The following is a 20,891-nucleotide window of genomic DNA, read 5'->3' as shown; positions in this document are numbered from 1 at the left end:
CGGAGGGAGACCCCCGGCGGCCGGCCGTAGGAAGCAAGGGCCGCGATGAGGATCTCCCTCTCGTTGCGTCGAGGTGGTCCGTCCTGCTGAAAGGAGAACTGCCCGAGTGACGCCCGTCGAAGGTACCGCAACCACACCCCCTGAGCCCGACCCGGATTGGCTGGCCTGGGCCATCGTCGCGACCACGTTCGCGTCCATGGCGGCCGTGGTCGTGCTGGCCCTGACGCACTACACGGAGGCCGCTGCCGCGGTGGGCACCATCGGCGCCGCCTTCGCAGGGGCTCAGATCAACGTACGCAATCGACGCTAACCGCTACCGGTGACGTTCCGCGTACGGACGGGCCCGACCGCGCTCACGCGGTCGGGCCCGTCCTGGACGTCGTTCTTGGACGCGCACAACCCGTTCTTCGCCGCTCGGTAGCCGCGTACCGCATGGTGTCCGACAACTGATCGGTTGTTGGACAGCCCGGTGGCTCGCGCGCCTCGCGTCGGATAGCGGGGGCCTCATCCGGCGCGAAACCAGCGCGGGACGGCGATTCCGGGGGACGGGAGGGAGATCCTCAGCCGCACTACGCGGTCAAGTTGGCGGTCCAGCGTCAGGATATTGGCCTCGTCCATCCAGACAGTGTCCGTTTCGAGGCAGGTTCCTGCGTGACCGCGCGGCAGGAGACAGTTCTTGCAGGAGTAGTACAGCTCTGCTGGAGACCGTCCGACTTCTCCTCCGGCCCACCCCCACCTGCTTTCCCAGCCAGCCCACCACAGCGTGACTTCTTGCGGCCACGGCTTGGGCACCCCCACCAGGGCGCGATGCCAGCCCTTATGGCCGCGGGACAGGGGGCAGCGAAGGAAAGGCACCATCCCTTCCGGCCCTAGGCTCGGAACCGCACGGCACGACCGGGGTTTGACCCGCCACGTGCTCTGACCAGGTCCGGATCCTTCGAGCGGTATCGCGGCAGCGTGCCGTGCGCGGTATGACGCCTGCCTGCAGGCAGACGAGCAGAACCGGCGCGGGCGGCCTCCACCCGCTGCCTTCACCGGCTCGGCACAGTGGGCGCAGCGGTGAACGAGGACCTCGGACATCCCTACTCTCCCCCTGTGGGCGCGGCCGTGATCTGCCCGAGCCCGCTGGCCTCCGGCGGATCGGGTGGACGCATCACCGTCAAACGGTCGGTGGTGATGATTGTGGGGGACGTCGGAGCAGCGCCGCCAGGTTGGCCGTCTGCACTCGGAGCCTCGGGCGTCTGCGCCGGGGAGCGCCGCCCGCTCCAGGGCAGGAAAGAGGCCAGTGCCGCAATCACATGGCTCAACCCGACCAGGGTTGCCGGCACGTCCTCGGCCCGGGTCTTCTTCACCACGGGCCGGACGACGAACAACAACACCGCGAACACGACCACCAGAACGACCAGGCCCAGCACGAACGACAGGGAGCCGACGGCTGACAGCGCGGCTGAGACGACCTGCACGACACAACCTCCAGGAACGAGAAAGGCCCCGGTCGAAGGGGACCGAGGCCATGGAGAGCGGAAGGGGTACGCAGAAACGAGAAAGCTCCCACATCCCTCACGGGGCTGCAGGAGCTGCTGCGGATACGTGTTCGTCCGCGGCAAGCCAGAGTTTGCCACGGGCGAGGCTTTCGTAACACGCGGGACTCACGGCGTGGGGCCCCCAGGGCGAACACGGTGCGACCCAGCCCCTGGGGGCGTGAGGGCATGAAGACGCAGCAAGGCCCCGGACAGTGGCCGTCCGGGGCCTGCTGGCACGCTCACAAGACGGAGCTGACCGAGGACGAGATGGAGCAGGCCGGCCGCGATCGCGCCCGCCAACTCCGGGACGAGGACGAGCTGTCGTACCGCGAGATTGCCGCCGTCCTAGACGCCGAAGCCATCCGACCGAAGCGGGGCGATCGATGGCACCCGGAGACCGTCCGCCGGATCCTCGCCAACCCCACTGACCGACCCCCGACCCTGCAAGCGGATGCCGTAGCGGCCACAAGACCCGACTATGTCTGACCCCAGGGCAGAGGATGTGGTCCCCCTCCATTACGCCCTGGCTGAGGCAGCCCGCCTCTGAGCGACGGGTAACTGACCTGCTGAAAACCTCGTTTGACGGCACACCAAATCGTCAAAGCACCCGGCGGCACGTCTGCAACGCGTGATTGTGCGGGTGCGCGAGCAGCAGAAATGGCAGGTCGATTCAAAACGGCGAGCGCGGCCAATCCGACGAGATGAGAGAGCCGGCTGACGCCCGTCATGACGGGCGTCAGCCGCGTCGTCGCCCGTCGTCGGAGAGCCGACGACGCCCGTCACGCTGCTGAGGCAACCCAGGCAACTTGACCGTGCACGCGGTCAAGTTGCCTGGGTTGCCTCAGGCATGACAGAAGCCGTGAGAGTGCGGCGAGGGACGTGAGACGCCGGTGAGAGTGCGGCGAGGGACATGAGACGCCGGTGAGAGAGAGGCGAGCGGGCGCGAGACACCCGTGAGACACCCGCGAGAGAGACGAGCCGGCGCGAGACACCCGTGAGCCGGAGCCAGCCAGTTGTGGAACATGGTGCACGTCCCGTATACCGCGTTCAACGGTAGGTGGACGGCCTTGGAACCCCTGTGAGACAGGCCGGCCGGGACGTGAGACAGCCGCGAGCAAGAGGCCGGTAAAGGAGGCGTATACCGGCGTAGACCACTCGTTCCACCGTGTGTAACGCCGGGTAGACGACTAGTCCACCTGTTGAACGGCGTACCAGTCCACCTGTTGAACGTCGGACAGATCGGCTCAGCCTCCTCGCTCAACGTCGTTCAACGCGAGTGTGCAGGGCGGTGAGCGAGAGGCAACCCAGGCAACTTGACCGCGTGCACGGTCAAGTTGCCTGGGTTGCCTCAGCAGCGTGACGGGCGTCGTCGGCTCTCCGACGACGGGCGACGACGGGCGACGACGCTGGTGACGCCCGTCATGACGGGCGTCAGCGACGATGCCTGCTGGCCGGCCCTGTCGGACAGCATTGCCAATGTGCGTCCTGGCAGCATTGTCAATGTGTCTCCGAACGCCAATTGACAACCGCGCTCAAATCACGGATGGCGATGCGTAATTCACCGAGACTGATTCACTTCACGTAATTCGATGTCGGTGACCAATTGGCGCGCACGACATTTCGGTGGGACCAGTCGAATCTTCAAAGCGGGAATTGGGTTCGTGGTAGTGTGGATACATACACGACCCGCACATGACTGAGCCCCACGGTCCGCCAGGTAGCGAAACACGTGGGGCTCAACCTCGGTGAGGGACGTCGATGGGCCCACCCTTCGCGAGAGGGTCGGGCCCATCAGCTTCTTCAGCCGCAGGTCACCAGAGCTTCAAGCCGTAGTACACGGCCTGGAACACGGCGCCTACAAGCCGGACCGCGTCTGTGACGCGGCGGATCCGCTTTGCCCACACCGAACCGTCGCCCGCGTCGCGGGACTCCGTTCCGGTGATCACCTATACCTCCCCTCGCTGGATGGAACCAGCTGGATGCCACCCAGCCAGCCGAAGAGGTATTAGTGACATTACACCATTCGACGGACCGTCACGGCTTTCATGTCGACCATCCGCACTGTGCGCAATGTGCACCGAGCGGGCCGCCCGAAAGGATTCCGGCGCTCCTTATCGCTTCGAGTGAAATCACCGATCGTGAATTCACTGAGAAACCCCAGCTCAGAGCGGGGGTTCGCATCCCACCTTGCATGCTAGTGAGCGGGGATCGCTCGGCAGAGAGCGGTCGTTGCCTGCTGGGCGCCGGCGCTGCCCGCGACACGGATGCCCCTGTCACAGCGCGCTGACCTCGAAGAATGCGTATGCGCCTTGGAGCAGGCTGTCGAGGGGGCGCGGGTCGGGACGCCAGGGGGCGAAGTGCAGCCGGACCTTGCGTCCGGAGTCGAGGCAGAGACGCCCTGGCCGCTCGTACCGGCCCCTCATCTCCGGTCGGATTTCTGGAACTTGCCCAGGTCAGACGCGGTAACAGTCCACGCGACTGTTACCCGATCCATGAGTCGGCCGCCGCACTTCTGTCGCCACGGAGGGCAACGCAGTGAGGGTGGTGTGTGCTGGTTCTCATACACGAGGGGGAACGGCATCTGTGGGCGGTTTACATGGCGGGCGCGCTCCCGGCCGCGGCGGCTCGGTTGCGCGCGTCCTGAACGGCCGGCGGGGAGGGGAGGGGTGCCGGGCTGGCCTCCGGGGAGCCGTCCGCCGGGCCGCGAGCGGGCCGGGCGTCGTACTCCCGCCGTCGCGGATGACGGGCGCGCGAGGAGACCGCACCACCGGTCGTGGTCGAGGGGGAGCAGTAGCTGCCGCGATGTGGAACAGGTCCGTGGGGGCGCTCCGCTCAGCGCGCCACCGTTGCCTATAAACCCCCTTTGATCTGCGGAAACACGCATCCCACTCTGGACGAGTGTCACCTAGTGCTGTAATATTGTTCTTGTCGGAACGGGTGGACGGTATCCGCCCCCGACGACCCGTCAACGAAGAACCGGAGGAAGCAATGTCCTTGACCTTCACGGACATCTTTTGCGGCGCCGGAGGATCGAGCACCGGTCTGGTGGCCGCCGGGTATGAGCTGAAGCTCGCGGCGAACCACAGCCAGGTGGCGATCGACACCCACAGCGCCAACCACCGCCAGGCCGACCACGTCTGTGCGGACGTCAACAACTACGACATGCGGCGCCTGCCCACCACGGACGTGCTCTGGGCATCGCCGATCTGCACGGAGATGAGCCCCGCCGGGGGGACCCAGCGCCGTAACGGCGGACAGCTGGCGTTCGGCGAGGAGGACGAGGTCGAGGCCGAGGCGTTCATCCGGACCCGGGCCACGGCGTACGACGTCATCCGCGCCACCGAGGTGCACCGGTACCGCGCCGTCCTGTGCGAGAACGTGGTGGAGTTCGTGACGCAGTGGCCGTTGTTCGGCTGGTGGCGCTCGGGCATGGAGCAGCTGGGCTACAACTCCCAGATCGTGTCCGTGTCCTCCGCCCACGTGGGCGGCCCGGACAACCCCCGCGCACCGCAGTGGCGGGACCGGATCTATCTCGTTTTCACGCGGACCGGCATCAAGCTGCCCGACGTCCGGCCCCGCCCGCTGGCATGGTGCGCGGAGTGCGGCGAAGACGTTCAGGCCATTCAGGCGTTCCGCAACCCCCGCCGCACGGTGGGGAAGTACCGGCAGCAGTACGACTACCGGTGCCCGAACGCGAAGTGCCGCAACGCCCTGGTGGAGCCCTACGTGCGCGCGGCCGCCGACGCGATCGACTGGACCAACCTGGGATCCCGGATCGGGGACCGCTCCCGCCCGCTGGCGGCCGCCACCCTGCGCCGGATCTCGGCTGGGCTGGCCGAGTACCCGCAGCGGGTCAGCCTCCTGACGCTCAACCACTCCGGGCACGACGGGCGGGCCCAGGACCCCACGCGGGTCCCCCTCCCCGCCCGCACGCGCAAGATCGGCGAGGGACTGCTCTTCCCGCAGGACCGGCACGGCATGCTCGTACCGGCCGGAGGCACGTGGAACGACACGGGCACGCCGCTGGCCGAGCCGATGCGCACCCGCACCACCCGGGACACCGAGGCCCTGGTGACCATGCCCTACGTCGTCACCCTCCGCCGCAACGGCGGGGCGGCCGCCGTCGATCAGCCGCTCGCCACGGTCACCGCAGCGGGCCGCCACCACGGTCTGGTCATCCCCTACCGCAAGGGCACCGCGAAGCCGACCGATCAGCCGCTCCTCACCCTGGCCACCCGGGACTCCGCCGGGATCTGCGTCCCAGACGCGGCCCTGACGGTCGAGGACTGCCACTTCCGGATGCTGCAGCCGCGCGAGCAGCTGGCCGCCCAGCGCTTCCCCGGCGACTACATCATGCGCGGCAACAAGGGCGAGCAGACCATGCAGGCCGGTAACGCCGTGTCCTGCAACGTGGCCCAGTGGATCGGCGAACGCGTCGCCGCCGTCCTCTAGCCAGTCAGCTAACGCTGTAACGCTGTAAATGTCGGGTGGGGCGGTCGGTATCCGCCCCGCCCGGCACGACCCGCCAGCACGCGACAGGAGAGACCACCTCATGAGCGAGACCCCGCAACTGCCCTACCGGCTCGGGGAGCCGGACATCGAGTGCCGCTACCCCGTTCTCGTCGGAACGTGGTTCATCGGCCACGCCCTGCGCTGGCACGGTGTCTGGTATGCCGTACCGGCCGGGACCACCACCGACGTCCGCGTGGCGGACGGAGGCCCGCGCCGTGGCGGAGGCAGCCCGGCAGCCGCCGCCTGGCTCTACTCCGAGTTCACGGAGGGACGCATCACCCCGCAGAGCGTGGTCGACAGCGCCGCCGCCACCCTGGTGAAGCCGGAGACCGTTCCTCTGCTCCACCCGCGCATGCCCGAGACCGCGCGCAACATCGCGTCGGCCCGGACCGCGTTCGCCGGACTGGAGGCGCACCGCTGGACGCCGTACGGCGGATACCCGGGCAGTGACAACCTTGGGTCATGGAGTGCCAGCTGTGCGGATGGAAGGGCCCGCGCTACTGGTCGCACCTCCGGGGACGCAACGGCCAGCCGCCCACCGTCCTCCGCCACGACGGAGGATGCATCGGAGCCGACAAGGTCCGCGAGGCGATCGGCGCCTACGAGCGGTAGCTGACACCCGGCAGCCGTAGTGGCGGTCCGGTCGGGCATCGAGCCCGACCGGACCGCCCGCTGGTGCGTGGTGCTGGCCGGTGGGCACGAGCACGAAAAAGGGACCGGCGGCCCGCCCCGCCCAAGAGCGGTGCGGTCGGTATCCACCGGTCCCGACCCGTCAACACCACCAGGGCGCGACCGCGGCAGTCTATCGCCGTAGCCTCAGGCGACAGCCCTGATACCGGACAGGAGACGCACCGATGATCCCCCACGGCCACCCCGTCATGACGGAGGCCAGCATCGCGGCGGCCGCAGGCATCGAGCTGCACACGTGGCGCCGGCGCCACGGCACCGATTTCCGCGCCCGGGTGCCCGTCACCAACCCCGGCGAGCGACTGCGTCTGTACGACGCAGCCCAGGCCCACGCCTACCTCGAGGGCCAGCCCGTCCCGCCGGCGCCCACCCCCGAGCCTCACCCCGAGGACTTGCTCAGCGTGGGCGAAACCGCCGAAGTCCTGGGCACCGACGCCTCCACCGTCCGTGCGTACGCCAGCACTGGCTATCTGCCCAAGGGCGTCGAGCTGCACGGCCGCCCCTGGTGGCCCCGGCACGTCGTGCAGGCCCGGATCGACGCCGGAGACCAGAGACACCACCCCGAGCGCACCGGTGCGGGCCGCCGGCCAGGCGACCCGCGCAACCGTTCCCCCCGCCCGCGCACTGACGACCGCGTGCCCGCCGTTGCCGCCGAACTCGCCGCAGCCGAAGCGGAGAACCGGACCGTAACCGCCGACCAGTTGGCAGAGCGCTACAGCGTGAGCCGGCGGACCGGAGAGCGCCTACTCGCCGCCGCCCGCCAGCAGCTGCAGAAGCGTTCTTGAACGCCTTTGTAGTGGTGCTGGAGCCTTCGAGCTGAGCCGTCAGCCCACAGGGATCGGAGGCACCGACAGGTCGGCGCCGCTGTTCCCTGACCCCTGCACGCGCCAGAGGCCGACCCCGATCGGTACGGACCGCTCCAACATCACTGCGCGATATTCAGTCGGCCAAACAGTCAAATCCGACCACGTGATACCCACCAGGTCCGCGTCGGTCAGGTTCGCGTGGGTGAGGTTCGCGCGGGTCAGGTTCGCGCTGCCCAGGTCCGCGTCGGTCAGGTCCGCGCCGGTCAGGTCCGCGCCGGTCAGGTCCGCGCTGCGCAGGTCCGCGCGGGACAGGTCCGCGTCGGCTAGGTTCGCGCCGGTCAGGTTCGCGCTGCCCAGGTTCGCGCGGGACAGGTTCGCGCCGGTCAGGTCCGCGCCGGTCAGGTCCGCGCCGGTCAGGTCCGCGCGGGACAGGTCCGCGCGGGACAGGTCCGCGTCGGCTAGGTTCGCGCCGGTCAGGTACGCGCCGGTCAGGTACGCGCCGCCCAGGTCTGAGATGGTCAGGTTCGCACGGGTCAGGTTCGCGCGGGTCAGGTCCGCGAAGGTCAGGTCCGCGAAGGTCAGGTCCGCGCGGGTCAGGTTCGCACGGCCCAGGTCCGCGCGAGACAGGTCCGTGCGGGACAGGTACGCGCGAGACAGGTCCGCACCGGTCAGGTTCGCGTAGGACAGGTTCGCGTAGGACAGGTTTGAGTCGGTCAGGTCCGCCCCGGTCAGGTCCGCCCCGGTCAGGTCTGGGCTGGCCCGGTCTGGGCTGGCCAGGATCGAGGCAGCTGGAATGGTCTTGTAACGGGGACGGGCGCCGCCGGCCAAGAGCACCCGGGTCCACCAGGCAGATGCCTCAATACTTAGCCAGGGACGTGAAGGTCGCGCGGTCCGAGCCACACGGCCGAGGAAGGAGTCAGGACGCGTCTTCACGGATCTCCCCATCCTCAGTCGCGCGCGAGAGGGGCGGAGGGGCACTCGCCTGGCTGCCTGAAATCGAGGGAGGCCCGGTTGACGGTTGGATGGAGGGTCCGACCTCTACCCCGGAGAGGATGCCTCGGATTGTGGCGGGCGCACCGATGCCGAAGATGAAGGCTGGCCACGGCCCGTTCATCTGATCGTGTGCGGCAGCCGCCACCACGGCACCCAGAACGAGCCCGCTCCCCAGTACGAACAGTCGGGGCCCTACCGTGTCAAGTCTCCGCTGCCACGGCCAGCGGTACCCGCCAGACATGATGGAGCCGCAGAAGGACACGAGCGAAGCGGCTCCGCCGCCGGCCAAGCCCCACAGGGCTGCTTGCCACCACGTCATCGTCTGACGGTAGCCACCCGCAACGGTTGCCTGTAAAGAAAGCCCAATTTTCGTAGGCTTCAGTCCATATAGTCCGCCGCGGTCACAGGCCCAGTTCGTCCAGCCGCGACCCCGCCGCCCACCGCCCCAACTGGTTCCCGTCGAGCAGAACACCGCCCTGGCGCGAAGCCCAGAGCACGTCCGCACGGCTGAAGTCGCCGCGGTGGACCACGACTCGGAGCAGGCCATCGGGACCAGGTCGGCCTACCTCGCGCAGCGGAGCGAACCCGCTCCCACCCTCGTCCGCAGAGTCCACCGGGCGAAAGCCGACATCCAGCTGGCGACCCTGACGACTCGCGTACAGACGCGGTCGACCGGGCTCGCCCACGTCGACCACGTGCCAGCCATCCCTCCGCAACATCCGCGTGGCCGCCACCGTCAGCCCCCGGTCATCGAGCCGAGACAGTTCCGCCGCGGAGTAGCGGCCGCCCCGCCGGCGCGCGACCTCTCGATGCCAGCGCAGCCCGCCGATCGCGGCCGTACCAAGGAGCACCACACCCAGCACCAGGCCGCCGACCCCGAGCGCGGTGTAGAGCCAGGCAGTAGCGCGAGGGACACGAGCACCACTACGCCGACCATCGCGAAACCAGGCAGCATGTCCCGCAGCTCCGGCCCGCACCGCACCTGGCAGGTGCGCTCGGACCGTGTTCTCGGTTTCGCTTCGAGACTTTCCTGTCCACCGTGCCTCCGGAGCCTGATAGCAGAGGCGTTGCGAGCGCGTGGCGATATCAGGAGATTCAGTGCGACGCACGGTCATGGTGCGGTTCGCTGATATCCGCAGGCGCAGGGACAGGCGAGCCGACATGTCGCCGATCTCTGTCTGTGATCCGTGAACCACGACCCGGACTCCTGCAATCAACCGGCCGCCTGCAGTTGCTCCTGCTTCTGCCTGAACCTCTTCAGCTGTACCTGAGCTTTGCCGTCGGCGTGGAACTCAGTTCTGACCGCTTCTTGGTCGAACTGAGCAGCACCCGTCGCTGGTTCGGCCTCCGTCACGAAGGTGTCGACCAGTGGATGTGCTGATTCTGTGGTTCCTGGCTGCGGCGAGTGTTGTGAGCGTTGCCCTGTTCACCGTGCGCGGCATTTTGGACCAGCTGCGCGAGGTTTTCGTTGCCTGGCACCGGGCCAGAGGTGCGATCCGTGGCGACGTCGACGACGAGTAGCCCAGCTGAGGCTGATTGCGCTCCGTACAGAACTTTGGTGCCCCTACTGCCCGAGAAGTCAGAACGGGTGTCGGCGCAACCTCGTGAATCAAGCCGATCTACTGTGTTTTGTCGCCACCAGGCCGCGTCTGAGCTGCCGCCAGTGTCGGTGCTCGCTACATGTGGACCAGTCGCGTTCGGAGAAGGGGGCTCTCATGGTGCTGTCGATCAACCTGGCGGTTCTCCTGGCGGTGATCATCGTGCTGCGGCTTCGGCGTCGCACCGAGGCGCGGAAACGTACTGACGAGCAGTTGACCGTGCTCATCGTGCTGGTGTTCGGCGTCCTGATCGCTCCCACAGCATTCGGACAGGGGATCCTCAACGTGGCCGGACAGCTCGCCAGCGGGATTACTCAGGCAGGCCACTGAGAAGAGGAATGGTCCGCTGAATCCGCATCGCGTCATCGCGCGACGAGAGGTACGGGGCTGGTCGCATCGATCCGTGCGCGCGCATGGGATGCTCCCCCGATCGTGACCACCGGGAGGGGGCGCGTCCTGCCGTGATCCTCACTGTCACGGATGCCGGTGTCACCGCGGTCTTCACCCCGCGCGGAGTGGCAGCGGCCCGTCTCGGTCTGGTTGGCGCTGGCGTCCACGCCGTCATCGCGATCGTCCTTGCTCTACGCTTTGGCAAGGGTGGCAACGCCCTCCGTATCGGAACAATCGTCTACGGCGCCTGGCACTGCATTGTGGGTACTTTTGCCCCTCGGCCTCACCGCCAGCAGCGCACCCGCCGCCACTGTGATGGCAGCCCTCGTGCAGCTGGCCGCCGGAGTCGTGCTGATCGTCTTCATGGCTCAGAGGGATGGCATGGCCTGGTTCAGCCGCACCCGCCATTGAGTGCAACAGATACACCCTGCGTTGAGGGGTGATCCCGAGGAACCGGCCCTGCAGCCGTAGGAACGCGAGCCGGTTGCCCTCCCAGCCGACCAGCTTCTCGCCCAGTGTGGTCGCGTCCGGCAGTTGCACGGCGGCCGCCGGGATGCCGGGGAACGCCGGCGCCGGATCTTGTCGGTACGGACATCGTTCTCTGACGGGACGTGCGTGATGGCGCCCCCTGATGCCGTTCGAGCCGCACAGGGGGAGTCCAGCGCACTTGAAGCCGTAGTGCGATGAGCACAGCTGGCTCATGAGCTTGGGGCCTCAGGGGCTCAGCATGTTGTACGTGGATCTGGCCATCCATGGACCGGTCTAGGCCACGCGTGAGCACACAGATGACATGCCCATGTTCGATTCTGTACTTTCACCTTCCGTGACTGTGTGATCGCTTTAGGTCGCATCCTGGTGGGTCGTGGTCGGAGGGGCTGACGTGGCACGTTCTTCGAGGTTGCGACAGGTCGTTGTGGGCGTAGTAACCGCATGGGCTGTGATCTTTGCAGGGTCAGCGACCGCGGCGCCGGCGGAAAAGCAGCGCGTGGAGAGCGCGGATACTGCTGGCGTCCCCGGGCCAAGGCCTGCGAAGCCGCAGAAGCCTATGACGCTGAAGCAGCGTCACCAGCAGGTAGACCAAGGGCGGTTCAAGCCACCGGCCCACGAGGCTCATCGGAAGCAATTTACCGAGGCCGAAGCGGTGGCTGAGGCAAAGAAGTCTGCAGCCCGGGCCCGCTCTGTTGCAGGCACCGGTCGAACGGCTGCCAGTATCAAGGGCGCTGCCGCTGCTGTACCTGGCGGAGACGTGGACTACGTGGCAGTGGTCGGCTCCGAGGGTTCCTACCGTTCGGTTGTCGGTGCGAGCCCTCTGGGCCCTGATCCTCTCACCGGGCAGGTCTTTGAAGGAGAAACCCTCCTCGCAAGCGCGGAGATCACGCACTCCGACTACACCACCGATGCGGACGGCAAGCTCGCTGATGTACTGCATCAGGTCAAGGTGACCTGGGAAGTCGGCTGCGGCTCCGATGTTGTCGACTACGACACGGGCCAGGTCGTGACAGCCCATTCAGGTGCCTATTCGCTGGTCCATCCCGAGGTCAGCGACCCGGTCGTGACTCTCCAGCTGTCTGTGGACCCGGAACAGTGTGCAGGTGCGGTTCCCAACATCGGGAACTTCTCCGTCACGGCGCTCGCGACCGTCGTCGACGTCGCAGGCGGCGGCCGTGGTGGCGTGGTAACTCTGATGACCTTGGCTCGGGGGATTCCCAACGATCAGACATACGGATGCGCCCCCGAGTGCACGTCCTTGAGCACGGCATTCGCTCAACCGCAGGCGCAGCGCGGAGCCTCGGTGAACACGGCCACGGGCGCGTTCTCGGGCTCTTATACCGACGTCCAACAGCCGTCCGTCGGAGGCGGACTCGACCTTACCCGCCGATATTCCTCCAACAACACCACTACCGGATCCCTCGGCCAGGGATGGACGCTGCCCTGGGACGCCCAGCTGACCAAGGACGCGGCCGGCAACGTCACCTACACGTCGGAGAGCGGGGCGAAGTACCCCTACACAAGAAAGTCTGACGGCACGTTCACGGCGCCCTCCACCTCCCGGTCATCCCTGAAAGCGCAGACCGACGGGACATACACCCTCACCACACCGGACAAGCAGACACTCACCTTCGATTCCGGCGGACACCTCACCTCATCGAAGAACCGCTCAGGCCAGGGAGTCACCTACCGCTACGCGGCCGGCCACCTGGCATCCGTGACCGACGCGGCAGGCCGGTCGTCCACGACGACATACACCGGCGACCTGCTCTCACGGGTGCAGCTCGCCGACGGACGGCATGTCGACTACGGATACGCCGCCGGCCGTCTGACGAGCGTCACAGGGACCGACGGCAAACAGACCAGCTACGGCTACGACACCGAGGGTCGCCTCGCCTCGACCCAGGACGCAGCGGGGCACTACCCCGTCCGCAACACCTACGACTCTCAGGGGCGCGTGGCGACCCAGAAAGACGCCCTCGGCAACAGCACGACCTACACATACCGCAGCGGAGAGACGGACACCACCGCTCCGGACGGCGGTGTATGGACCGACGTCTACGCCCACAACTACCTGTTGGTCCAGTACGACCCCTTCGGAAACCGCACGTTCTACAGCTACGACGGCTCAGCGAACCTCATCAGAGCCACCGACCCGCTCGGTCACTTCACGGCCTACGCCTATGACACCTCAAACCGCCTGACAACGGAGACAGACCCCTCGGGCGCCCGCTGGAGATACGCCTACGACACGAACGGGAACCTGTCCAAATCCACAGACCCTGACGTGCACGCCACGACGTACACCTACACCACTGACAACCTCCTTGCCACGGTCAAGGATCCACTGGCCAACGTCACCTCCTTCACCTATACCTCCACCGGGCAGCTCGCCACGGAAACCGACCCCCTGCAGAACACGACGACCTACGGGTACGACGCGGCAGGCAACCAGACATCCGTCAGGGCCCCGAGCGGCGCGACAACCACGCAGTCCTTCGATCAGTCCGGACGCGTGATCACCAGCACCGACGCGCGAGGCAACGCTTCAGGCGCGGACCCGACAGCATTCACCACAAAGTACGCGTACGACGACGGCGACCGGCTCCTGAAAGTCACGGACCCGAAGGGCCGGATCACGACGCGCGGATACGACGACGTAGGCAATCCGACGTCGATCACTGACGCCACGCAAAAGACGACGTCGACCACGTACGACGCGGCAAACCGTGCCACCGGCGGGACCGACGCCGCCGGCAACACGACTCAGCGCTCCTACGACGCTATGGGACGACTCCTGTCCGCGACCGATGCGGCCGGCAGCAGGACGACCTACACATACGACAAGGCCGGTCGCTCGTTGTCCATGACGACTCCGCGGGGCAACACAGCCGGTGCCGATGCTGTCCAGTACACCTGGAAGTACGGCTACGACGCGGTCGGGAACAACACGACGGTCACAGACCCCCTCAACCACACGACCGCCACGACGTACACCGCCGACGGCCTGCCCGAGTCCGTGACCGACCCCCTCGGCAACGTCCAGACCTACAGCTACGACGACATGGGCAACGTCGTGCGGGCCATGGATGCGCTGAACCGGACGACCATCAGCACGTACAACGCCAACAACCAGGTGGCCACGGTCAGGGACCGTAACAGCAACACCGTCACTTACGGCTATGACGCTGCGGGCCGGCTCACATCCCAGACCTCCCCGATGGGCAACAAGACCACCTACGCCTACAACACCGACGGCCTGCTGACCGACACCGTGGAGCCGCGCGGCAATGTGACAGGCGCCGACCCGGCCCAGTACACCTGGCACACCTCATACGACGCGTCAGGCAATGCCACCGGCCAGACCGACCCGTTGGGCAACAAGACGTCGAACACGTACGACACTGTCGGCAACGTCACCGAAAGCACCGATGCCCTGGGTAAGAAGACCGGTTACGGCTACGACGACCTGGACCGGCTCACGAAGATCACCGCACCCGACGGCGGCATCACCACGCTCGGCTACGACGCCCTGAGCAATCTGACATCGCGTCTCGACGCCAATCAGCACACCACCGCGTACGCCTACGACAAAGCCGGCCACATCACCAAGATCACAGACCCGCTGGCCCGCGCTACGTCCTACGCCTATGACGCGGACGGCAACCGCACCACCATCACCAATGCCCGAAGCCAGAGCATCAGCAACACCTTCGACGGACGCGGCCTGCTGTCCAAGACCACCTACTCCGACGGCACGCCATCCGTCACCTACACATACGACGCAGCAGGGCGAATCTCGACGGTCGCCGATGGCACAGGAACCCGCACTCTGACCTATGACGCAGAGGCCCGCCCGCTGACGATCACCTCACCCGGCTCCACCAACCCATTCAAATACACCTACAACGGCGACGGCACCGTCAAGAGCCGCACCTACCCGGACGGCTACGCCATCAGCTACGTGTACGACGCAGACGGCCGCATCAAGACCCAGGCCACCAGCGGCAAGACCGTCACCTACGGATACGACCCTGCGGGCAACCTCACCTCTGCCCAACTGCCCACCACCACACCGCTGACTGAGTCCCGCACCTACGACCGGGTCGGCAATCTGGCCTCCGTCTCGGAAGGCACCGGAGCACGCCAGCTCACCCGCGACCCCAACGGCCGAATCGTCTCCGACCAGTTCAAAGACGCAACAACCACCGGCCTCGCCAGCAGATACGGATACGACGACACCGGTCACCTCACCCAAGCCTGCACCGACACCCTCGCCACCACCTCCTGCCTGGGAGGCACCAGCGGAACGGTCTACAGCTACGACAAGGTCGGCAACCTCTCCACGACAAAGACCGGTGCTACCACCGTCACCAACACCTTTGATGCAGCCGACCAGCTGACCAAGCGCGTAGTCGGAACCACCACCACAAACCTGACCTATGACACAGACGGCAATCTAACCAAAGACGCCACCGGCACTTATGCCTATGACGCCGCCAGCCGTATCAAGTCCGCCACCATCGGTGCCAACTCCTTCACCTTCGGTTACGACGCCGACGGCAACCGCACTACCTCAAACAAAAACGGCACCCTGGACCGCACCACCCGCTGGGACCTCAACAACCCGCTCGCCCAGATAGCCACCGACACCAACAGCACCGGCGCCCTGATCGCCGACTACAACTACAACCCGGCCGGCATCCCGCAGGCCATCAACCAGACCACCGGTGTCTTTTACCTCCTACACGACCCGCAAGACTCCATCAGCGCCGTCCGGGATGCCACCGGTGCAGCGACCTACACCTACAAGTACTCGCCCTGGGGCGAAGCCACAGGCACGGCGGCCACCACCAACGGCCAGAACAGCCCCTTCGCTTTCGACGGCCAGTACACCGATCCGTACCTCACAGGGCGCCTCGCTCTCAGGGCCCGCAGCTACGCCCCCGCCCTTGGTCGGTTTGCCACTACCGACCCCGTTCCAGCCGATGTCGGCAGCGCCAACTCCTCCCTGTACGTGTATGCCAATAACGACCCGGTCAACCAAGCCGACCCCTCAGGCAATTGCCCCTGGTGTGTCAGTGCCGGTATCGGAGCCGCCTTCGGAGCTGTCATCGAAGGCGGTATCTACTCCTGGCAGCATCGCCACGGCGGATTCACCTGGGGAGGCCTTGCTGGGGCAAGTGGCGAAGGGGCTCTCACAGGAGCCATCGCCGGTCTGCTCATGCCGGGTGCAGGCAACGCCATAGCCCGCGGCCTCGGCTTCACAGGAGGCCGCGCACTTGCCACATCGGCGATTGTCAACGCGGGCGTCGGCGCGGCCTTCTCATGGGGCCTGAACGAAGTCCACTGCCGCCCCACAGGCCCTTGGGATCTACTGTTCGGAGCAGCAGGTGGCGCCAGCAGCAGCCTTCTCGGCCCTGCGTTCAACTGGATAAAGGGAAAGTTCTCTCCCAGTCCTTCGGTGCCACCGCGTTTTGGGCCAGGGGCTGCGCATTCCAGTGATCCGGCTGTGGCCTCATCGGAGAAGCCAGGACCACACCTCGCCCTTGGTCTGAGGGACATTCGGGGAGGGGAACGCGATATTCTGGGTACATTCGCGAGGGAAAAGGGAGCGATTCAATACAGCGATCCGATCTTCGGACTCCCCGCAGGCGGAGCTACTATGACGACCAAGCAGGTAGCCGATATGATCGAGCTTGTCGTCGCGAAGAAGGGAAAGATCTCCTTCAACATGCAAGCCATCATGAACATTGACGAAATGCTGTCCGGAGCTCCGACATACGCCGGAAGGTCTGTAACGGCGGATGAGCTCAGATATGTGTGTGGACACGAATCCGCTCGTGCCATCACCACGTTCTACAACGGTCCTGCACCCTGTTGACCCATAAGAGGTCGACCATGTCGTCAAGGCGAATTGTTCCGCTAGAAGCAATCGAAGGGCAATAAGGATGGATCAGCTACCCCCGAGAACTCGAGAACAGGAGTGGCGTGTAATCCTTGACGAGTACAGGCCGCCGCATGCGGCCAACGGTCGGGCTACACGTGAAATGTGGGAACTGCTTTCGACTGCATTTCGCAACGCGACGTTTCGCGCCCTCTACCCGTCCATTTCCATGTGGTCGCTGACTGTTTCAGATGCAGACTTGATTACTGAAATCAAGGACGAGCTTCCCGCTGTTTCTGCGGCATCGGGTGAGTATCGCGTTCTCGCCTGGCCTTATCGCGGAGACGAGTACCTCTTTCTGACAAGCGATCCTGAAGAGGCGGTTGAGTTTGCGGCTGATCTTATCAAGGCTCGGCAGTCGCCGAAGGGTTGAATTTTATTTGTGCGGTGCTCGCTTTCTGGCGCTGCCGTATCATCGAGGATCGCAGGAGTAATCCCTACCATCCGACCGGAAAACAGACTGGAAATATAGTGTGTAGAGGGGTGAATCCATACCTGCAGCTCATTGAGACAGAGTCCGTATCTCTCCCAGAGAGGAATCGTTCGATGTCTGACGCTGCGAGCTCTAGCCCGCGTCGGGTGATGCACGCCCACGAGGGGAAGCTATTGGAACGTCGGGCGCCAGGAACCTTCCGTCTTCGCCCGGGAAGTCCAGCAACTTATCCAAGCCGGATACCGGTGGAAAGGGGACTACCTTGTCCCGCCAGCATGATGATGAAAAACCAGGCTCCGTGGCCGTAGGCTTTTCGGGCCTCGGAGACAGGCGCTTTAACGGGTACCTGAGAGTCAGAATTCCGCATGAACTAGACAATCAGGTTGAAGCTTCGCTTTGTGCGTACATGGACAGCCCTGAGTCGATCAGGCGGACGACGATCGATGATGTGAACGGTCACGTTGCGGCAGTGTTTAGCGCCTACGGACAGCGCATGGCATCGATAGCTGTTCGTACCAGGTCGGTAGAGGCTCTCGGGCGTGGGCTCGTTGCCGTTGGCCTGGCGGAGGGGCATCTTGACGATCCGCGTGACAACCTGTTTGTCCTCGCCGCCGTCAATGACGCTGCGTCCTTGATCGGAACCTCCCTCCACCGTCTGATCATCGACAAGCAAGGCTTGCTACCGTCCGACGGGCTGGCAGGAATTCAAGACTTCGATCGGCGTAAAACCAGCGAAAAGTCAATTGAAAGTATGGGAATCAGACGCGTAGGCGACGAGCAGAGCTTCCTTTATGTCTGATACCGACCACTCTCGTGGGACCACTGCTACCGACGAGCACTGGAGCTAGCCAGCATCGGACCGTCCCTCCTGCGCCACCTGCCCCCAATCAACAGCGCGTGATTTTGCACCACCACTACAGTGGAGGGGCGCCCCTTTGCACTTCTGATTCAGAGGACACAGGCGAATGCGCGTGATGCGGCGACGAGCACCCGGCGTCGAGCTGGAGTACTGAGACCGTGTTTGAGATCTGCCGTCTCCCGTTGCCAAGGCGGTCGTTGAATCCTCTGTGAGCGGTGTTGGGGGTGGGTATCCGTCGGACTTGACGGATGAGCAGTGGGCGCTGGTGGAGCCGTTGCTGCCGTCAGCGCGGGTGGGTCCGAAGGGTGGTCGGCGGGAGAAGCATCCGCGGCGGCGGATCATGGATGCGATCTTCTACGTGGTGCGGACGGGGTGTGCCTGGCGGCAGTTGCCGAAGGACTTCGCTCCGTGGCCGACGGTGTACTGGTACTTCACGTGGTGGCACGACGACGGCACCGTGGAGCGAATCCATAACGCCCTGCGCGGTCAGGTCCGCGAGGCCGACGGCCGTGACGCGGAGCCGAGCGCAGGCCTGATCGACTCGCAGTCCATCCGCACCGCCGACACCGTCCCCGCTGCGACCAGGGGATTCGACGCGGGCAAGAAGGTGAAGGGCCGCAAGCGGTTCATCGTCACCGACACCCTCGGACTGCTGTTGGCCGTCCATGTCGTCGCGGCGAGCGTCCAGGACCGCGATGGCGCGAAGCGGCCGTTGCTGTGGACCAGGCTCGACCATCCCGGTGTCCGGAAGATCTGGGCCGACCAGGGCTTCGCCGGCCGCTTGGTCGAGTGGGGCGCACAGATCCTCGGCCGCGATCTGGAGATCGTCCGCAAGGCCCCTGACCAGCGCGGTTTCCAGGTCCAGCCCAAGCGGTGGGCGGTAGAGCGCACCTTCGCGTGGCTTACCGCCCACCGGCGCCTCGCCCGGGACTACGAGACCAGCCCGGCCCACTCCGAGACGATGATTCGATGGGCCATGATCGGCGTCATGGTCCGCCGCCTTACCCGAGGCCGACCGGCAACCCGACCAGGCCCACGATCGCTCTCCCGCACTGAGGCCCACAGGCTCAACCACGGTGCAGCCGAAGGCTCGTGGCTCACTTCATGAACGCGATCACCAGCGGGTCCGACTCTGGCGCGACGTAGTCGTATGTCGGGGAGTCGACGTGGCAATGATCGCTTGCACCCGCCTCCGAGGCGAAGCCCGCAAGGTTGTCGGCGAGGAGGTCGAGAGCTTCCCGCCCTCCCTCGATCCTCAGGACCTGGGCTTCCGTGACGATCGAAACGGTGGCCCGCTCCGGATCCTCCCGAAACGCGATCTCCGACAGCGACCTCTCGTAGGGAGAGGGGCACGGGTTCTCCGAGAGGTCAAAGCTTCCGGCCTGCCCCCGCAGCAGCTGCCCGAACGCCAGGAGGCCTTGACGCGTCCCAGAGAGCTCAAGCTCTTTCGTTTCCCCGCTGTACAGAACCTGCAACATCACATCCCCTCCAACCCGCCGATCGTAGCGATTACCAAGAGGGATCGCCCCGCTGGCACTTCCGCCGCGGTCGGATCTGCGGCTCTGTGGCAGATCTCAAACGCGGTCTGAGGAACCTTCCTCCTCAGCCCGACTCGCGGTCCGGCTCGGCGCGCACCCCCATCACCCCGCCACCCGTTTCCCGGACCTCTGAGAGTTGCCCCGATGCCTGTACCGCCCATTAGCGGCCGTCTGCAATGGACCGACGTCCCCAGCGCCCTGCGTACCTGTCTCGAAGACGCCCTGGGTGCGCCCGTCACCGACACGGCCACTCCCGCCGGTGGCTTTGGCCACCAACTCGCTGCCGCGCTCACCCTGGCCGGCGGCCGGAGGGCTTTCGTCAAAGCGGCCCCTGACGACGACCCCTTGACCGCCGCCAACGTCCACGAGGCCGCCGTGCTGGACGCGCTGCCCTCCGGCGCTCCCGCCCCGGACCTGCTCGGCATCCACCATGCCGATGGTTGGACGGCTGTGGTCATTGCGCACCTGGACGGCCCGCACCCCGATCTTTCTCCGGCCTCCGGCGACGCTGACCACACCTGGGCTCTGCTGGATAAACTCACCTCCAGCCCCGCCTCGGCCCCCTACGCCGCGGCGGTGAGCACAGCCCCCTCCACAGCGGCCGCTCTGCACGGCTGGAACGAACTGCTCTCCGATCCGCCGGCCGACCTGGCCCCCTCCGCCCGGGACCGCCTGCCGCAACTCGCCGAACTCGAGGCCGCCTGGCCTGCCCTCGCCCACGGCGACCGCATCGTCCACGGCGACCTGCGCGCCGACAACATGGTCCGCGACCACCACCGCGGCGTCACCTTCGTGGACTGGGCACACGCCACCACCGGCCCCGCCTGCATCGACGCCGCATCCCTCGCCCCACAACTCGTCCTCGCCGGCCACACACCCGAAGACGTCGCCCGCCTGCTCCGCGACCACCCCGCCACCGCCAGCAATCCCGACACCACCACCGCATTCCTCGCCGCGCTCACCGGCCACTGGCACCGCAACGCCCGCAAACCCGCGCCCCCCGGCACCCCGGGACTGCGCGCCTATCAGCACCGCGCCGCGGCAGCTGGCCTCGCCATCCTCAACCACCGCCTTGCGCAGGGCTGTGCACCGTCGTGACCTGCGGTGGTCGGGCTG

Annotated in this window: 18 protein-coding genes; 12 read left to right on the top strand and 6 right to left on the bottom strand. The window is 66.2% G+C overall.

The genetic code is table 11. The features are described 5' to 3' along the window. Positions 1–106 precede the first annotated feature (106 nt). A complete protein-coding gene (locus tag OG776_RS00135) occupies positions 107–310 on the top strand; it encodes a hypothetical protein (RefSeq protein WP_329317987.1) in 204 nt (67 codons plus the stop codon). A 772-nt stretch (positions 311–1,082) separates the two neighbouring features. Here OG776_RS00135 and OG776_RS00130 read toward each other — a convergent pair. Further along, positions 1,083–1,463 carry a hypothetical protein gene (locus OG776_RS00130; protein WP_329317985.1) on the bottom strand — a complete coding sequence of 127 codons (381 nt, stop codon included), beginning with the start codon at positions 1,461–1,463 and terminating at the stop codon, positions 1,083–1,085. Between the two features lie 246 nt (positions 1,464–1,709). Here OG776_RS00130 and OG776_RS00125 point away from each other — a divergent pair, with 246 nt between their 5' ends. After that, entirely contained in the window at positions 1,710–2,009 is a 300-nt protein-coding gene (locus OG776_RS00125) for a recombinase family protein (protein WP_329317983.1), read from the top strand. A gap of 1,325 nt (positions 2,010–3,334) precedes the next feature. Here OG776_RS00125 and OG776_RS00120 read toward each other — a convergent pair. Both OG776_RS00120 and OG776_RS00115 read right to left on the bottom strand, forming a co-directional pair. Then, positions 3,335–3,469, bottom strand: coding sequence for a hypothetical protein (locus OG776_RS00120; protein ID WP_261994372.1), 135 nt, complete (start codon positions 3,467–3,469; stop codon positions 3,335–3,337). A gap of 327 nt (positions 3,470–3,796) precedes the next feature. Further along, positions 3,797–3,946 carry an aKG-HExxH-type peptide beta-hydroxylase gene (locus OG776_RS00115; RefSeq protein WP_148007343.1) on the bottom strand — a complete coding sequence of 50 codons (150 nt, stop codon included), beginning with the start codon at positions 3,944–3,946 and terminating at the stop codon, positions 3,797–3,799. 565 nt (positions 3,947–4,511) lie between these two features. On the opposite strand from OG776_RS00115, the gene OG776_RS00110 reads away from it, so the two are divergent. The 3 genes from OG776_RS00110 (at position 4,512) to OG776_RS00100 (ending at position 7,507) form a co-directional block, all read left to right on the top strand. Then, positions 4,512–5,975, top strand: coding sequence for a DNA cytosine methyltransferase (locus OG776_RS00110; RefSeq protein ID WP_329317981.1), 1,464 nt, complete (start codon positions 4,512–4,514; stop codon positions 5,973–5,975). Between the two features lie 100 nt (positions 5,976–6,075). Continuing rightward, complete coding sequence (locus tag OG776_RS00105) at positions 6,076–6,651, top strand: hypothetical protein (protein WP_329317979.1); 576 nt, start codon at positions 6,076–6,078, stop codon at positions 6,649–6,651. 238 nt (positions 6,652–6,889) lie between these two features. After that, positions 6,890–7,507 (top strand): DNA-binding protein, encoded by a 618-nt coding sequence (locus tag OG776_RS00100; RefSeq protein WP_148007346.1) that lies wholly within the window; start codon positions 6,890–6,892, stop codon positions 7,505–7,507. Between the two features lie 39 nt (positions 7,508–7,546). Here the strand turns inward: OG776_RS00100 and OG776_RS00095 are convergent, their stop codons facing one another. Both OG776_RS00095 and OG776_RS00090 read right to left on the bottom strand, forming a co-directional pair. Continuing rightward, the gene (locus OG776_RS00095) at positions 7,547–8,362 is read right to left on the bottom strand and encodes a pentapeptide repeat-containing protein (RefSeq protein ID WP_329317976.1); all 816 of its coding nucleotides are present in this window, start codon (positions 8,360–8,362) and stop codon (positions 7,547–7,549) included. A 560-nt stretch (positions 8,363–8,922) separates the two neighbouring features. Next, positions 8,923–9,051 (bottom strand): hypothetical protein, encoded by a 129-nt coding sequence (locus OG776_RS00090; protein WP_329317974.1) that lies wholly within the window; start codon positions 9,049–9,051, stop codon positions 8,923–8,925. Positions 9,052–9,889: 838 nt separating this feature from the next. Here OG776_RS00090 and OG776_RS00085 point away from each other — a divergent pair. The 6 genes from OG776_RS00085 to OG776_RS00060 all read left to right on the top strand — a co-directional run bounded on the left by OG776_RS00085 (position 9,890) and on the right by OG776_RS00060 (position 19,345). Then, a complete protein-coding gene (locus OG776_RS00085; RefSeq protein WP_187285477.1) occupies positions 9,890–10,042 on the top strand; it encodes a hypothetical protein in 153 nt (50 codons plus the stop codon). 194 nt (positions 10,043–10,236) lie between these two features. After that, positions 10,237–10,449: a hypothetical protein gene (locus OG776_RS00080; protein ID WP_148007348.1), complete on the top strand. Its 213-nt coding sequence runs from the start codon at positions 10,237–10,239 to the stop codon at positions 10,447–10,449. Positions 10,450–11,554: 1,105 nt separating this feature from the next. Then, positions 11,555–16,882 carry an RHS repeat-associated core domain-containing protein gene (locus OG776_RS00075; RefSeq protein WP_148007349.1) on the top strand — a complete coding sequence of 1,776 codons (5,328 nt, stop codon included), beginning with the start codon at positions 11,555–11,557 and terminating at the stop codon, positions 16,880–16,882. A 67-nt stretch (positions 16,883–16,949) separates the two neighbouring features. Continuing rightward, the gene (locus tag OG776_RS00070; protein ID WP_222723766.1) at positions 16,950–17,318 is read left to right on the top strand and encodes a DUF6193 family natural product biosynthesis protein; all 369 of its coding nucleotides are present in this window, start codon (positions 16,950–16,952) and stop codon (positions 17,316–17,318) included. A 322-nt stretch (positions 17,319–17,640) separates the two neighbouring features. Next, positions 17,641–18,177 (top strand): hypothetical protein, encoded by a 537-nt coding sequence (locus tag OG776_RS00065; RefSeq protein ID WP_261994374.1) that lies wholly within the window; start codon positions 17,641–17,643, stop codon positions 18,175–18,177. Between the two features lie 268 nt (positions 18,178–18,445). After that, a complete protein-coding gene (locus OG776_RS00060; protein ID WP_443077151.1) occupies positions 18,446–19,345 on the top strand; it encodes an IS5 family transposase in 900 nt (299 codons plus the stop codon). Here OG776_RS00060 and OG776_RS00055 read toward each other — a convergent pair. Next, positions 19,335–19,715, bottom strand: a complete 381-nt coding sequence (locus tag OG776_RS00055; protein WP_148007351.1) for an Imm32 family immunity protein — start codon at positions 19,713–19,715, stop codon at positions 19,335–19,337. The two genes, OG776_RS00060 and OG776_RS00055, sit on opposite strands and share 11 nt — an antisense overlap. A 204-nt stretch (positions 19,716–19,919) precedes the next feature. On the opposite strand from OG776_RS00055, the gene OG776_RS00050 reads away from it, so the two are divergent. After that, positions 19,920–20,873, top strand: a complete 954-nt coding sequence (locus OG776_RS00050; protein WP_329317963.1) for a phosphotransferase family protein — start codon at positions 19,920–19,922, stop codon at positions 20,871–20,873. The last annotated feature ends 18 nt before the right edge of the window (positions 20,874–20,891 follow it).

Source organism: Streptomyces sp. NBC_01689 (genome assembly GCF_036250675.1).
Lineage (GTDB): Bacteria > Actinomycetota > Actinomycetes > Streptomycetales > Streptomycetaceae > Streptomyces.
The sequence above is the reverse complement of the archived record's forward strand: the minus strand, read 5'-3'. Positions and strand labels throughout refer to the sequence as shown.

What these genes read in the sequence shown, in the direction of transcription:
- OG776_RS00055 (WP_148007351.1), bottom strand. Translation starts at nt 19,715, where the DNA reads ATGTTGCAGGTTCTGTACAGCGGGGAAACGAAAGAGCTTGAGCTCTCT.
- OG776_RS00080 (WP_148007348.1), top strand. Translation starts at nt 10,237, where the DNA reads ATGGTGCTGTCGATCAACCTGGCGGTTCTCCTGGCGGTGATCATCGTG.
- OG776_RS00100 (WP_148007346.1), top strand. Translation starts at nt 6,890, where the DNA reads ATGATCCCCCACGGCCACCCCGTCATGACGGAGGCCAGCATCGCGGCG.
- OG776_RS00125 (WP_329317983.1), top strand. Translation starts at nt 1,710, where the DNA reads ATGAAGACGCAGCAAGGCCCCGGACAGTGGCCGTCCGGGGCCTGCTGG.
- OG776_RS00070 (WP_222723766.1), top strand. Translation starts at nt 16,950, where the DNA reads ATGGATCAGCTACCCCCGAGAACTCGAGAACAGGAGTGGCGTGTAATC.
- OG776_RS00050 (WP_329317963.1), top strand. Translation starts at nt 19,920, where the DNA reads ATGCCTGTACCGCCCATTAGCGGCCGTCTGCAATGGACCGACGTCCCC.
- OG776_RS00110 (WP_329317981.1), top strand. Translation starts at nt 4,512, where the DNA reads ATGTCCTTGACCTTCACGGACATCTTTTGCGGCGCCGGAGGATCGAGC.
- OG776_RS00075 (WP_148007349.1), top strand. Translation starts at nt 11,555, where the DNA reads ATGACGCTGAAGCAGCGTCACCAGCAGGTAGACCAAGGGCGGTTCAAG.
- OG776_RS00105 (WP_329317979.1), top strand. Translation starts at nt 6,076, where the DNA reads ATGAGCGAGACCCCGCAACTGCCCTACCGGCTCGGGGAGCCGGACATC.
- OG776_RS00115 (WP_148007343.1), bottom strand. Translation starts at nt 3,946, where the DNA reads ATGAGGGGCCGGTACGAGCGGCCAGGGCGTCTCTGCCTCGACTCCGGA.